This is a genomic window from Patescibacteria group bacterium (assembly GCA_041662965.1).
Lineage (GTDB): Bacteria > Patescibacteriota > Patescibacteriia > Patescibacteriales > GWC2-42-12 > JACPHD01.
In genome coordinates this window covers 82,184-94,940 of record JBAZRI010000002.1, presented here as the reverse complement: position 1 = coordinate 94,940, position 12,757 = coordinate 82,184, and the positions used below count along the sequence as shown (strand labels likewise).

Sequence of the window (12,757 nt, the reverse complement as noted above, 5' to 3'; positions counted from 1 at the left end):
CTTATGCTTAAAGATTTTAAAAAAATGATAGCGATTAGCATGGCTGTCATTTTTTTTATTGCACTGGATAGATTTTTTAAGGTTTTTTCTTTTGCCAATCAGGCGAGCGAATTTAATTTATTGGGTGAAATTTTAAAATTTAGCTATAAAAATAATTACTATATTGCTTTTTCCTTGCCTTTAGCCGGCTGGCCGCTGATGATTTTAATCGCCTTGATAATAGTAATTTTAATATTATTCGGCTTGGCTTGCCTTAAAAAGGCGCAAATCTTTAAGGCCGTGGCGTTATCTCTAATTATCGCCGGCGCCAGCAGTAATTTATTTGACAGGCTTAAATATGGCTTTGTAATTGATTATTTGGATTTAAAATATTTTACCGTGTTTAATTTAGCTGACATAATGATAACGGTTGGCGTAATTTTATTGTTGTTATCTATTAAAAATCATAAATATGAATAAAAATTTTTCACCCGAAGCTATATTAATTAATAAACAAGAAAGAGGAAGTGATAGCGAAGAACATGAAATAAATTTGAACATAGCTTATAAAAAAGCTGTTGAATTACTTAACGAAGAAAGAATAAGTCAGGACGAATTTAGAGATTTATATAAAAGTCGGATAATAAAAGAGCATGGTGATTATGTGGAGCAAAGACAGCAAAAATTTAAAATTGATAATACGCCCGAGCAAATAGAAGCGCAAAAATATGCCATAGTTTTTGAAGCCATAATTCATGATCAAATTGATATGAACGGCTGGCTGGGGGAGCATGCTACCGCTCAAAAAGCCTCTTGGTATGATGATTTAAAAAATGGCATAGATGAAATAATCGAGTTTGAGCAAACCGAGACATCATCAACCTCCCATTTAGCTTTAGGCGTAGATATAACTTTTGGCAAAGGCATTATTGATAAAATGGACAGTATAAAAAAACGGATAGATAAAGGGAATATTGGGGTTATTCAATACCTTTTAACCGATACTTATCGTGGAGAAATGAAAAATGTTCCTAGAGTAATTATCGGCGTTGATATGAAGAATTTAAATGAAATAATTAAGTTGTGGGTAGATAATAAAAAAAGAAGCCTAGCCCAACATCACGTAAAATTTTTAATTATCAGCCAGATTGAGATGCAATTGAATGATTTTGCCGAGTATGCGAAAAAAAGAGGTAAAACAACCATCGCCGATAGTTATGGTAGAGTTTTAAAAATTGTACAAAATATACGGGATGAAGAGGAAAAAAAATATCCTGGCGAAAGCAATAATATTAACTTTGGAGAAGATCGAGTTTGTAGCGATATCCAAAAATATTGTAATAGTTTAAATGAAGAAAAAGCTGGACAGGAGGTAAATTAAAAAATAATTTTTCTTAAATTATTTTTTAGGAAGCTTATTTTAACCAATTTTGCCTTTTTAGGCAAGATTTTTTTTATTTTATCCGCCCATTCTATGATAGTTACCGTGTCCGGCCGGTTAAAATATTCATCAGCGCCGATAGCTATTAAATCACGGCCTGATTTAATTCGGTAAGCGTCAATATGAACTAAAAATTTAATGTTTAATGATTTAACGGAGTAAACTTTCATCAAGACAAAAGTCGGGCTGGTGATGTTTTTTTTAATGCCTAAACCAGCCGCCAAACCTTTGGTGAAAACAGTCTTGCCGGCCCCTAAATCGCCGATTAGCCCAAGTGTAGCGCCGCCGGTTAATTTTTTAGAGAAGTTTTTTGCAAAGCTAAAAGTTTGTTTTGGAGACGCGGAGAGAAATTTCATGTGGACAGTGCAGGGCTCGAACCTGCAACCCCTGCGATGTAAACGCAGTGCTCTACCATTGAGCTAACTGTCCGCGAGGCGTGGGTGCCGAGGACAGGACTTGAACCTGCAAGGGGTTGCCCCCGCTACCACCTCAAGGTAGTGCGTGTACCAGTTTCGCCACCTCGGCCGGAGTTTAAGCGATTTTTACGTCTTTAATCTTTTTATTGTAATCGCGCAAAAAATATAATTTAGCCCGCCTTACCCGGCTTTGCTTTTTAATTTCTATTTTAGTGATGGTCGGCAGGTTAAGAGGAAAGATTTTTTCCACGCCAACGCCGTCGGATACTTTTCTAACCGTAATCGTTCCGCCGGCTTCTTTACCGTGCTTTTTAGCGATGATTATGCCTTCATAATACTGCACCCTTTCTTTCTCCTCGCCTTTAGAATTAAGCTCTTTAATTTTTTGGTAGACTCTGACCGTCATCCCGGGCTTTAAATCTTCCGGGTTTATTTTCGCCATGACTGCTTCTTTTGCTTTTGCCATATTTTTTATATTTAAAAATAGAACATTAACGGTTCTATTTTAAATATGCTTAATATTTAATGATTTAGTTATACTATAATAATAAACCGATTTTGTCAATCTTTTTCCTTTAAGCTTTTTTATGATTTTAATGACTTCTTTTATAGCCAGGTTAAGCTTTCCTTGCGCATTTATAACAGTAAAATCGTAAAAACGTGATTCATTTTTTATTTCATTTCTAGCATTTTCCATTCGTTTTTTTAATTCAACTGGTTTGATTTTAGGATCTCTGGCAATAAGCCTTTTTTTGATGCTTTCAAGTGAATCGGGTTTTATAAAAATTGTGACAGCATTATAATATTTTTTATAATATTTTGCCCCCACTGCGTCTGGATTAATAATAATGTTATAGCCTTCATTTAATTTTTTTTCTAGATCCGGCTTATAACTGCCATAATATGCCTTACGGTTTTTAATATAGGTATGTTCAATAATGTTGCCTTTTTTTATTTCTTTTTTGAATTTTGGTTTGTTAAAAAAATAGTAATCAATTTTATGTTTTTCTTTAATTCTTGGCTTTCTGGTAGTGGCCGTGACCAACCTTTTAAAAGAAGGGTAGCGATTTATTATTTTATTGGTGATAGTACTTTCTCCTCCTCCTGTCGGACCGGCAATAATAAATATTTTTCCTGTTTTTTTCATATTATTTTACAATTTTTAGAAGATTTTTTAATTCTTCGGTCAGATTTATTTTATAATCTTGCCGCTTATTCTTAAGGTCGTTAAAAGATAAATGGTCGGCGATTAAGAAAATCCGGCCTAAGTTTAATTTTTTATTTTGCGCTCTGGTTTTAGCCGTGCTGTAAGTATCATCGCCGACGATCGGGTGGCCGTAGGCGGCCAGATGGACCCTGATTTGATGAGTGCGGCCGGTTTTAATTTTTATTTTTAACAGCGTGTAATTTATCAATCTTTGTAAAACCATAAACTCCGTTTCCGCCAGCCGTCCGGCCTCGGTCGGTTCGCCTTTGACCGTCGCCGGTAGAGCCGCCATTTTATAGCCTTCGCGCGAGCGTTTAATCGGAAAGTTAATAATAGCGCTGTCTTTTATTATTTTGCCATGAACTAAAGCGGTGTATTGTTTTTTTATTGTCCGGTTTTGAAATTGTTTTTTAAGGCTGTTAAAAGCGGCCTGGGTTTTCGCTATGACCATCAGTCCACTAACGTCTTTGTCCAGGCGGTGCACTATGCCCGGCCTTTCCGGGTCATCGCCTATTTTTTTTATTTTTGGATATTTTTCCATCAGCCAATCAGCCAGGGTGTAATTATTTAGCCCATGCACGGCCAGTCCGGCCGGCTTATTTATCACTAAAAATTCAGCGGTCTCATGGATAATTTTTATTTTATGATCCGGCAGGCCGGCTAATTTCTCTTTATCAATTGATTTTTTATCCAAAAAAAGATTTTTGGCCACATTAATAATGTCGTTTGGCCTAAGCAGGTAATGCGCGGAAACGGTTAAGCTGTTTATGCTGATTAAGCCTTGCTCAATCAGTTTTTGGATTTGGTTTCGCGAAAGCTTTAAATGGCCGGAGCCGGTTAAAAATTTATCCAGCCGTTCGCCGTAATTTTTTTCGGTTATTTTTATGGTCATAAGAATATGATTCATGCTATTTTATGACATGAAAGTTCAGGCTAAATTCACAAAATTTTCTACTGCGGAACTCGCTCGCTAACGCTCGCTCAAACAGTCCTCGCACGAAAATTTAGTAAATTTAGCCTGAACAAAAATAGTTAATTTTTTAATATGACTGCTAATTTTTCAACCATTATTTCCAAAGTGAATGATCGGCTGGCGCGTTCTCGGCCGTTTTTGCCTAAAAACAGGCGTAAACGCTTGTCTTGATGTAATTTAATAATTTGCCGCGCCAGCATCTCGCTGTTATTGGATTCAATCAGCGCGCCGGTATTATTTTCCATAATTAAGTCTTCCAGACCGATATTGCGCGGAGCTAGAACCGGCAGGCCGGCGGCCATGGCTTCTAGAATATTGCCATAATCATCAAGCGATAATTTTTCTCCCAAAGCCAAAAAAACATCAAAACTGTCAAGCCATTTTTTCAGCTGTTCCTGTTCGCCGACCAGCCAGACTAGATTATCAATTTCCATTTTTTTTGCGAGCCATGAGAGATTCTTCCTTTCTTCGCCCTCGCCGATTATAATCAGCTGGATATTGGGGATTACCGGCAAGCTGGTTTTTATGGCCTGGAAAATCGTTTCAATTTTTTGTTTTTGGTTTAAAGCGGTTACGAGGCCGACCGTAAAATATTTGCGGTGGAAATTCACCCGGCCGGCGCTAGCCAGCTTATTAAAAATATTTTCTTGGTAGGGAGAAAGCTTGGCGCCCGGAGTTATCAGGCTTATTTTATTTTCATCGCAGCCGATATTTTTTAATTTTAGTTTAGAATAATTATTAAAAGCAATGGTTTTCGCCAGCCGGAAATTTAATTTATATAATGCCAATAAAAATTTATTAAATTGCCGGTAGTCTGCTTCCGGCCCTTCAAGCCATATAACTTTTAAGCCAAACAAGCGGGCCAACGGGGTAATAACAATTTTCTCATTGAAATTAAGGCAGGCGACTATGTCAACTTTTCGCTTAAGCCTAAAGCCGGTTAATAAAAACAGGAATTTAAATTGCCCGAGCAGGGGTTTTTTTGAAGACAGAAAAGCCAAGGAAAAGTTTTTTTGCTCCAGTTCTTTACAGGCGCGAATCAGCAATAAATTTTTTTCAGCCGATGAATTAATCAGGAGAATTTTGGTCATAAATAATTTTTTGTCATTGATAAATACAGTAAAATTCCCCTAGCCCCTTTATTAAAGGGGGTGAATACTGGATTCCGGCTCGGAGGCCGGAATGACAGAGCTAAAGCCTTTGAATAAGTAGAGGCAAAACAGATAAATCGCGCCGGCGGATAAAATCGTTAAGATAAGGCTAAGTTTGCCGATTAATAAATAAATGCTTAAAGCCATTATCAGCGAGGCGGCCGATGATTTAAGGATAATGCTTAGATTCGGCCTGAATTGGCTGTGTTTGATTACAATATAGAGGGAAAACAGGGCAATGGCAAGTTCGCTGTAAACAGTCACCCAGGCGGCGCCGTAATAGGAAAAGCGGGGGATAAAAATAAGGTAGCCGGCGAGCGCGGTCAGGGCGGTAAAGATATAAGCGCCAATAATATTTTTTTGCTTGTCTAGGGCGATAACCGCGTGAGCGAATAAGCAGCCGATAAAAATAAAGCCGATGGCTAAAATTAATATTTTTAAAAGATAGCCGGATTGGACGAAATTTTCTCCGGCGATTAGTACCATCAGCGGATCGGCGGTAAGCTGGGCGCCGACAATCAGGGGAATAGCCAGCATAACCATGGCGTCAAAGGATTTTTGCAGGACTTGGTTGAATTTTGGGAAATTTTTGCCGGCCCACTCGGAGGTCAATATTGGCAAAATCAAGCCGGCGAACATAAAAGGTAAAGTAGTCAAAACGTCAATCACTTTATAGGTGGCGCCGTAAATGCCGACGTCCGCCTGGCTTTTAAAGAGCGATAAGATAAAAATATCGGCTCTTAAATAAATTAGATTGAAAAAAATAGTTAGCCCGAGCGGCCATGATTTTTTAATGATTTCGCGCCAGACGGTTAGGTCGATTTGCCAGCCGATTTTAATAAAACGGCGGGAAAACCAATAATGCATAATAAAGCTTACTAAGCTGGCGGCAACCGTCGCTACCATAATGGCTAATAGGCCTAAATCCAAATAGGCGGTTATAATAATGCCTATAAGCAAAAGCGCCCGGCTAACCGCTTCGGCTATTGCCACCACGGTCATAGTCAGGTTTTTTTGGAAAAAACCCACTAAAATTTGGTTTAAGGCCGTGAAAAAAAACGACAGCGCGGCTACGGCCACGCCTAATTTAATGATCGGCTCATAAGGGAAGAATAAAACAATTAAAGGCGCCAAACCCAAAAAGAACACGGCGGAAATCAAGCGCAGGCTAAAAAGGTTATTTAATAAGGCGGCCTGGTTATTGCCCGGCCGGCTGATCATTTGCGAGGTTACCAAAGTTAAGCCAAAATCCGCTATAATGCCGAAAAACGATAAAAAAGTAATAATGGTGGTATATTGGCCAAAGCCGATCTCGCGCAAGTATCTGGCCATAACGGCAATGGCCGCTAGCCCCAGGGCGGTAGAAACGGCTTTGCCGGCTATTTGGATGATAGTGTTGTAAGCGACTTGGGCGGATAAGGTCATAACTTTGCTTGATTTACTAATTTTAGATATAATATTAATAAGATTATTATAATTAAATTATAGCAAAATAATATGTTTATGACTAAAAAATTTAAATCAATTATTAAGTATAGCCTAAGCGCTGTATTTTTGTCTATGTTTTTAGCTCTAGCCCCGGTTACGGCCGATTTTAGCGCTATTAATCAAGTCAAGGCTGAAGGTGATTGGTGGCAGAGGGTTAACGACGGCGGGCTTAATCAGGTTGGCCAAGCTTATGACGGGAGCACGCCTAGAGATATCAGAATGACAATTGTGGATATAATTAAAATTGTTTTGGGGTTTTTAGGAATAATAACAGTGGTGATAATTTTATACGCCGGCTTTAAATGGATGACTGCCGGAGGCAACGAAGAAAACGTCGCTACGGCTAAAAAAATGCTGATTAACGCGGTGATCGGCTTAGTTATTATTTTATCGGCTTATGCCTTAGCTACTTTTATTATAAGCTATATAGTCGGAGCGACTACCGATACACCGGTGATTTGGCAGTAGCTTTTATGCCCGGAGCACTTTAAGTTAACAAATTAATTTATTCACCCTGTTAAATAAATTCGCTTTTAGCGAATTTCCGCAGGGCGGATTTAACGGGGTAAATAAAATTATGAAACAAATTTTTTTTAAGAAAGTCATTACGGCGGCGATGATTTTCTCGTTGGCCATTTTAGTTTTGGCTCCAGCCTCGCAATCCTTAGCCGTGAGTTCAGATGATTATTGGGGAGGCAATGATTTAAAAACTTATACTAGAGATAATTCAGGTTTGGGCGAGGCAGCTGACCGCGATCCGCGCCAGGTTGCGGCCGATATTATTAAATTTATTTTAGGCTTTCTCGGCATCATCGCCGTTATCATAGTTTTATATGCGGGTTTTAAATGGATGACGGCTGGAGGCAACGAAGAAAACGTCTCCGAGGCTAAAAAAATGCTGATTAACGGCGTGATCGGCCTAATTATTATTTTATCGGCTTACGCGCTGACTAATTTCGTCATAAATCAAATCGTCGGAGCGACTACCGGAGCTTAGCCGAGCGCGTTTAGTCCAGAGAATTTAATTATGTTGAAAAATTTTCGTCTGGTTAAAATATTTTTTATTGTTTTAATTTTAGTTTTATTTTTTGTTTTTGTTTTTAGCCAAGGCCGTGTTTATGAAAAAGATGAATTAGAGTACGGGCTGACTTTTTCTAAAAAACACGCCGAAAGCTTAGGGCTTGAGTGGAGAAACATTTATTTATCAGTTTTTGATGACTTAGGGGTAAAAAAGATAAGGTTGTCGGCCTATTGGGATGAAATTGAAAATCAAGAAGGCGATTATTTTTGGGAGGATCTTGATTGGCAAATAAGCCAAGCCGGCGCGCGGCAAGCGGAAATTATTTTAGCGGTTGGCGCTAGGCTTCCCCGCTGGCCCGAATGCCATTTTCCGGATTGGACAAAGGGGCGGTTAAAGGCGCAAATAGAAAATAAAACTTTGGATTATATTTCCCGGGTAATTGAGCGCTATAAAGACCATAAAAATATCATTGCCTGGCAGATAGAAAATGAGCCGTTTTTATCCCATTTCGGCGACTGCCCGAAATTTGACGCCAAATTTTTAGACCAGGAAATTTCGCTGGCCAGAAGCCTTGATGCCCGGCCGATTGTTGTTACCGATTCAGGTGAGTTGTCTTACTGGGTGGGCGCGGCTAAGCGCGCTGATATTTTCGGCACGACCATGTATTTAAACACTTACTCCAATTTTTTTAAACGCTATATTCATTATCCGATTACGCCAGCCTTTTTTAAATTTAAAAAGAACATGGCCGGCTTATTCGCCAAGCCTAAGAGCTGGATAGTAATAGAGATGCAAGCCGAGCCTTGGGGGCCGAAAGCTTACCAAGATTTATCCCAAGCCGACCGCGATAAAACTATGAGTCCGGAAAAATTTAAACAGATGATAGAGTTCGGGCGCCAGACCGGTTTTCGCGAATTTTATCTTTGGGGCGTGGAATTTTGGTATTGGGAGATGCGAGAGGGTCGGCCGGAGATGTGGAGGGAAGCTAGGAAATTATTTAATAAATAATCCATTTAAATTATAAATCGCATGAGAGATGTGGCTAAATTTATTAAATTTTCTCCTCTCGTAACTTCGCCCGAGAGTACTCGAGCTCAGACAGTCCTCGTTCAAAAATTTAATAAAATTTAGCCCCATCAACTAAAATATATGACTAAATCAATCAAAAATTATACTATCGGCGTAGACATCGGCGGCACAAAGATGAGCGCGGTTTTGTTTGATGGGGAAAAAGTTATCGCCGACTATGTTTTAGCCACGCCCAAAGACGATTTGGAGCATTTTATGATTATGCTTAAGGCTTTGGTTGAGCCGCTTATGGATAAAGCTAAGGCCGGCGGCGGCGTTATTAAAGGCCTGGGAGTGGGCATAGCCGCTATGCTTGATTATAAAGAAAATAAAATCGTGGAAGCGCCGAATTTACCGCTACTCAACGGCCTTAAGCTGCCGGAAAATTTAGCGGCTAAGCTGGGCATAGAGCAAATTAAGATAGATAATGACGCGCATTGTTTTTTACGCGCGGAAATGAAATTTGGCGCCGGTAAAAAGCACACTAATGTTTTTGGCATAACCGTGGGTACAGGTATTGGCGGCTCCTGGTGGCGTAATGGCGAAATTTATCGGGGAGCGCACGGTTCGGCTACCGAAGCCGGCTGGCTGACGGTTGATTTTAAAGAAGGCATGAAATTAGAAGAAGCCTATCACAAATTAATGCAAGACAGTCCGGCGGCTTTAGCCGACGAAGCTTACCACGGGGATATTTTAGCGGAAAAATCTTATGACGAGTTCGGTCATTATTTAGGTATTAGCCTGGCTAATGTGGTAAATCTTTTAGATCCGGAAATAATAATCGTAGGCGGGGGAGTAGTTGAATCTAGCGATTTGTTTTTATCGCGCACTAAAAAGATTATGAGGCAGTATATTAAGTCGCCGGAGGCGAAAGTAGTAAAAATAGTAAAAGGCAAGCTAGGCGCTAACGCTGGAGCGATCGGAGCAGCGCTGCTAATCTCATAAATTTTTTTGTTTTGTCATCCCGGGCTTGATCCGGGATCCAGGGGTTAGTTATATTAATGTGGTGTTATCTATTTATTTGATACTTGTTTGAACATTGTAGCTTACCTTTCCTAAATTAATCTGTTCGTGACGCTCCGCTAGGGGTTACTTTCTTATAACTAAGAAAGTAACCAAAGAAGTTTTGGGGTGCCTCAATGCGCTATCACGTTGATTTATCTTTTGATGCTCACGCCTTGGCGCTTATTCGTCACCCCAAACCCCGGGGTGATTTTGATAAATTTTGAAAATATAAAACACGGTCAAGACCGTGTTTTATGTTATAGATTGTAAACTATTAGTTTATTAACTAGTTACCGTCGTCAAAACAAATCTAACCAGCGCGTAGGCAGTAAAGATAATCACAATGCCAACGGTCGCCCAGATTAGAATATTTTTGCCTTTGGTCACCTGCTCCTGGTTGCCGGCCGACAGCATCCAGGTAATGCCGCCGTAGATAAACATAACCAAGGCTAAAGAGCCGACTACGCCGAGGACGGAAGAAACGATTTTGCCGAGTAGAGTGGGGATGTCGGTTTTTCCCTCGCCAAGGGGGTTGGGGAGGGAGACGGGACCGGCGGAGCCGCCAGATTCAGTTTCTCTCCATATGCAGAAATCTGATGCTAGCCTGTCTCCACAAGCAGTCTCGGTGTCACTTGTCGGATTACCATTACAAATACACCCAGCTAAAACAAAATTTCCAATAAATAGGCTTACGGCGATAAATAAGAAAATTAGTAGTAATTTTTTCATAGACATTTATTAAATATTATATTAATATAATACCATTTTTTCTATTTTAAGCAAAATAAAACGAGGGTGAACAAAAAAGTTCATAGCCCTCGTAAGTTAAACTGCTTTCCTCCTTTACAGCAGTTTAACTGTGATTGTTTTGCCTGCTTCACCCTTCAGGGTGACTTTGGCAAAAATTTTGTTAGTGATTTCGGTGTTCAAAGGAACCGTACAGAATTCGCCTGGGTTGCCCATAACTGGCCACTGAAGATTTATAGCCTCCGAAGCGGAGATGAGGAATCGTGAATTTAGAGGAATATCTAACTCTATGGGGTCAGCGTTTTTGAAACTGACAATCCAAAGGCCCCCCGACATTTTTTTAATTTCACGATCATTAGAATTATCAATCCATGCTCCAGTAGTCAACCATGTTGCTATTAAGCTATCGGTTTTCCCTAATAGCGAGTGTATAGCAGTGGCAGTTGCTGGTAAGAAACACACCGTTACTTGGAGAATAAACATTAGCGCTACCAAAGTTTTGATGATTGACCTATACCAGGTTATACCTCCCCACCGGAGACTCATTAGAGCCATTCCAAGAGCAAGCAGGATCATCACCGGGATACGCGAAATCGCATTCCAGTAGGGGATAAAAGTAAAAGCCAATGAGATGATTACTTGCCAAAGCAGAACTCCGCAGACGAAATTCAGCCACCATTTTGCTTGAGTGATTCCTACATTCGTTGCCCCCTTAATTCTTAAGTGGGTAATTTCGTATATTACCGCTATAATTGCGACTAGCGGGGTCCACCACACCAAAATGGCAAAAAGTATCGGGGCGATTAACAAACCAACTACTGAATTCGGCCATCCCAATTGTGTAAATCCTCCGATGAATATACCAGCCAAGAAAATAACAAATGAAATGATCGTTCCCCAGATGGCCAAACGCTTCGCCCAGATCCACCATTGTTGTGCTTTTTGCTTGGTTATATTTATAATGTTTTTTACCTTTTCAAGAGCATCATTCAGGTCGCCGGTTTTATATTCAGCCGATAGCCATTCAAATGTTAAAGTTAGGAATACCGAGATGGTCATCTTTTTTTCTTCGCATTCACCTTCAGTAGGCGGGTATGGAGATTCTTCGAGTGTTTGGATTCTCTCCCTCATTTTTTTTGCAGAACCAGCCATTATATCTTGAGCAATTTGGCTACTTTCAATTTTTTTTGCGATTTTGGAGATTTCCTCGCCGGCGTGGCTTAAGCCTTCGCCGATATTATCCATTGTCGATTCCATAATGCCAGAAGCTTTGCAAATTTCCAGCATCTCCTCTTCACTTAATCGAGAAAAACTCTTAAGAAATTCCAACCCGAGGTTACTTTTTGTCTGTTTGGTTGTTTTTTCAATAACCGGTTTACCGCCCTTAGGGTTTGGAATTTGTTTTTCTGTGACTAAATCTTCTTTGATATACTCAATATTGGCGAGTTTGCCCACCACGACCCTAAACCTTCGCCGTTGGCCATGGTTTTGAAAATTGTTGCCATTAACGAAACTAGAAATTTTAATTGCCGCATTTTTTAATTGAGGATCAGATTCCATTTTTGCCATTAGACTTAAATAAGCTGTTTCCTCGGATAAATCAAAAATGCCGCCAAATTTAATTTCATCAGTTCCGGGAGCAGTGGCGGTAGAAGCAGTAGTGGCAGTAGCAGCAGACCCTTCTTGTCTGCTTGCTCCTTTCGCTAACAGTTTGGTCAACATTTTAATACTGAAAACGTCAGCCAATAAAGCCGTGCCAAATTCGCTAAGAATTGATTTAATGTCCATTTTTACCTCCTATATGTTTATTGTTTTTTCAAATTGTTAAAGTCCGACTAAGTCGAACCTTTTTTCTCTCGCTTTTGGCCGTAAGGCATTTAGGCTCTTTCTTTAAATTAAAGCTTTTCTGAATTCGCGCTTATGCGGGAATGATAATGCTGAATATGACTAAAAGTGAGAGAAAAAGGTACGACTAGAATATTATATAATAGCATAAAATCAAAAAAAAGTCAACCATAATACCAAAAATTGGTATATTGTTGACTTTTTATGGCTAAAATTAGGTAAAATATAAGAAGAATATTTTAGTCTTTTTGAGGTAAGAAGAATATTCGCAGTTAATTAGCTTTACTTGTTAATAGTTATTCGTGAGATTGCTTCGCCTGCCTGCCGGCCGGCAGGTCGCCCGAGTACGGGCTTCTCTCAATGACAGGTGAAAAGGAAATGGATCCCGGATCAAGCCCGCAATGACAAAAAAGTAG

At 39.6% G+C, this 12,757-nt stretch carries 14 protein-coding genes and 2 tRNA genes; 6 read left to right on the top strand and 10 right to left on the bottom strand.

Annotation, left to right across the window (positions count from 1 at the left end; genetic code table 11):
* Window positions 1-3: 3 nt before the first annotated feature.
* The gene (lspA, locus tag WC639_01805) at window positions 4-459 is read left to right on the top strand and encodes a signal peptidase II (GenBank protein ID MFA6306513.1); all 456 of its coding nucleotides are present in this window, start codon (window positions 4-6) and stop codon (window positions 457-459) included.
* Entirely contained in the window at window positions 452-1,360 is a 909-nt protein-coding gene (locus WC639_01800; GenBank protein ID MFA6306512.1) for a hypothetical protein, read from the top strand. Before lspA ends, WC639_01800 begins: the two co-directional genes overlap by 8 nt.
* Here the strand turns inward: WC639_01800 and tsaE are convergent.
* The 8 genes from tsaE to WC639_01760 all read right to left on the bottom strand — a co-directional run bounded on the left by tsaE (window position 1,357) and on the right by WC639_01760 (window position 6,592).
* Window positions 1,357-1,776, bottom strand: a complete 420-nt coding sequence (gene tsaE / locus WC639_01795) for a tRNA (adenosine(37)-N6)-threonylcarbamoyltransferase complex ATPase subunit type 1 TsaE (protein ID MFA6306511.1) — start codon at window positions 1,774-1,776, stop codon at window positions 1,357-1,359. The genes WC639_01800 and tsaE overlap by 4 nt on opposite strands.
* 1 nt (window position 1,777) lies before the next feature.
* Window positions 1,778-1,849, bottom strand: a tRNA-Val gene (locus tag WC639_01790).
* A gap of 12 nt (window positions 1,850-1,861) precedes the next feature.
* A tRNA-Leu gene (locus WC639_01785) sits at window positions 1,862-1,945 on the bottom strand.
* A 6-nt stretch (window positions 1,946-1,951) separates the two neighbouring features.
* Window positions 1,952-2,302, bottom strand: a complete 351-nt coding sequence (rplS, locus tag WC639_01780) for a 50S ribosomal protein L19 (GenBank protein MFA6306510.1) — start codon at window positions 2,300-2,302, stop codon at window positions 1,952-1,954.
* A gap of 39 nt (window positions 2,303-2,341) precedes the next feature.
* Window positions 2,342-2,983 carry a hypothetical protein gene (locus WC639_01775; protein ID MFA6306509.1) on the bottom strand — a complete coding sequence of 214 codons (642 nt, stop codon included), beginning with the start codon at window positions 2,981-2,983 and terminating at the stop codon, window positions 2,342-2,344.
* A 1-nt stretch (window position 2,984) separates the two neighbouring features.
* The gene (locus tag WC639_01770; GenBank protein MFA6306508.1) at window positions 2,985-3,935 is read right to left on the bottom strand and encodes an RluA family pseudouridine synthase; all 951 of its coding nucleotides are present in this window, start codon (window positions 3,933-3,935) and stop codon (window positions 2,985-2,987) included.
* 140 nt (window positions 3,936-4,075) lie between these two features.
* A complete protein-coding gene (locus WC639_01765; GenBank protein ID MFA6306507.1) occupies window positions 4,076-5,107 on the bottom strand; it encodes a glycosyltransferase in 1,032 nt (343 codons plus the stop codon).
* A 51-nt stretch (window positions 5,108-5,158) separates the two neighbouring features.
* A complete protein-coding gene (locus WC639_01760; GenBank protein MFA6306506.1) occupies window positions 5,159-6,592 on the bottom strand; it encodes a flippase in 1,434 nt (477 codons plus the stop codon).
* A 78-nt stretch (window positions 6,593-6,670) separates the two neighbouring features.
* Between WC639_01760 and WC639_01755 the strand changes: the two genes are divergently transcribed.
* From WC639_01755 to WC639_01740, 4 genes are all read left to right on the top strand, one after another.
* Complete coding sequence (locus WC639_01755; protein MFA6306505.1) at window positions 6,671-7,123, top strand: pilin; 453 nt, start codon at window positions 6,671-6,673, stop codon at window positions 7,121-7,123.
* A gap of 109 nt (window positions 7,124-7,232) precedes the next feature.
* Window positions 7,233-7,652 (top strand): pilin, encoded by a 420-nt coding sequence (locus WC639_01750; protein MFA6306504.1) that lies wholly within the window; start codon window positions 7,233-7,235, stop codon window positions 7,650-7,652.
* Window positions 7,653-7,682: 30 nt separating this feature from the next.
* A complete protein-coding gene (locus WC639_01745; protein MFA6306503.1) occupies window positions 7,683-8,684 on the top strand; it encodes a beta-galactosidase in 1,002 nt (333 codons plus the stop codon).
* Between the two features lie 141 nt (window positions 8,685-8,825).
* On the top strand, window positions 8,826-9,689 hold the full coding sequence (locus tag WC639_01740; GenBank protein ID MFA6306502.1) for an ROK family protein: 864 nt from the start codon (window positions 8,826-8,828) through the stop codon (window positions 9,687-9,689).
* Between the two features lie 342 nt (window positions 9,690-10,031).
* Here the strand turns inward: WC639_01740 and WC639_01735 are convergent, their stop codons facing one another.
* Together WC639_01735 and WC639_01730 are read right to left on the bottom strand one after the other, a co-directional pair.
* Complete coding sequence (locus WC639_01735) at window positions 10,032-10,478, bottom strand: pilin (GenBank protein MFA6306501.1); 447 nt, start codon at window positions 10,476-10,478, stop codon at window positions 10,032-10,034.
* A gap of 114 nt (window positions 10,479-10,592) precedes the next feature.
* Complete coding sequence (locus WC639_01730; GenBank protein ID MFA6306500.1) at window positions 10,593-12,284, bottom strand: hypothetical protein; 1,692 nt, start codon at window positions 12,282-12,284, stop codon at window positions 10,593-10,595.
* Window positions 12,285-12,757: the final 473 nt, after the last annotated feature.

Excerpts from the sequence above, each read along its gene's own strand:
- WC639_01765 (MFA6306507.1), bottom strand. The coding sequence starts at position 5,107 with ATGACCAAAATTCTCCTGATTAATTCATCGGCTGAAAAAAATTTATTG.
- WC639_01775 (MFA6306509.1), bottom strand. The coding sequence starts at position 2,983 with ATGAAAAAAACAGGAAAAATATTTATTATTGCCGGTCCGACAGGAGGA.
- WC639_01730 (MFA6306500.1), bottom strand. The coding sequence starts at position 12,284 with ATGGACATTAAATCAATTCTTAGCGAATTTGGCACGGCTTTATTGGCT.
- WC639_01755 (MFA6306505.1), top strand. The coding sequence starts at position 6,671 with ATGACTAAAAAATTTAAATCAATTATTAAGTATAGCCTAAGCGCTGTA.
- rplS (MFA6306510.1), bottom strand. The coding sequence starts at position 2,302 with ATGGCAAAAGCAAAAGAAGCAGTCATGGCGAAAATAAACCCGGAAGAT.
- WC639_01760 (MFA6306506.1), bottom strand. The coding sequence starts at position 6,592 with ATGACCTTATCCGCCCAAGTCGCTTACAACACTATCATCCAAATAGCC.
- WC639_01800 (MFA6306512.1), top strand. The coding sequence starts at position 452 with ATGAATAAAAATTTTTCACCCGAAGCTATATTAATTAATAAACAAGAA.
- tsaE (MFA6306511.1), bottom strand. The coding sequence starts at position 1,776 with ATGAAATTTCTCTCCGCGTCTCCAAAACAAACTTTTAGCTTTGCAAAA.
- WC639_01770 (MFA6306508.1), bottom strand. The coding sequence starts at position 3,935 with ATGACCATAAAAATAACCGAAAAAAATTACGGCGAACGGCTGGATAAA.
- WC639_01745 (MFA6306503.1), top strand. The coding sequence starts at position 7,683 with ATGTTGAAAAATTTTCGTCTGGTTAAAATATTTTTTATTGTTTTAATT.
- WC639_01735 (MFA6306501.1), bottom strand. The coding sequence starts at position 10,478 with ATGAAAAAATTACTACTAATTTTCTTATTTATCGCCGTAAGCCTATTT.
- WC639_01740 (MFA6306502.1), top strand. The coding sequence starts at position 8,826 with ATGACTAAATCAATCAAAAATTATACTATCGGCGTAGACATCGGCGGC.
- lspA (MFA6306513.1), top strand. The coding sequence starts at position 4 with ATGCTTAAAGATTTTAAAAAAATGATAGCGATTAGCATGGCTGTCATT.
- WC639_01750 (MFA6306504.1), top strand. The coding sequence starts at position 7,233 with ATGAAACAAATTTTTTTTAAGAAAGTCATTACGGCGGCGATGATTTTC.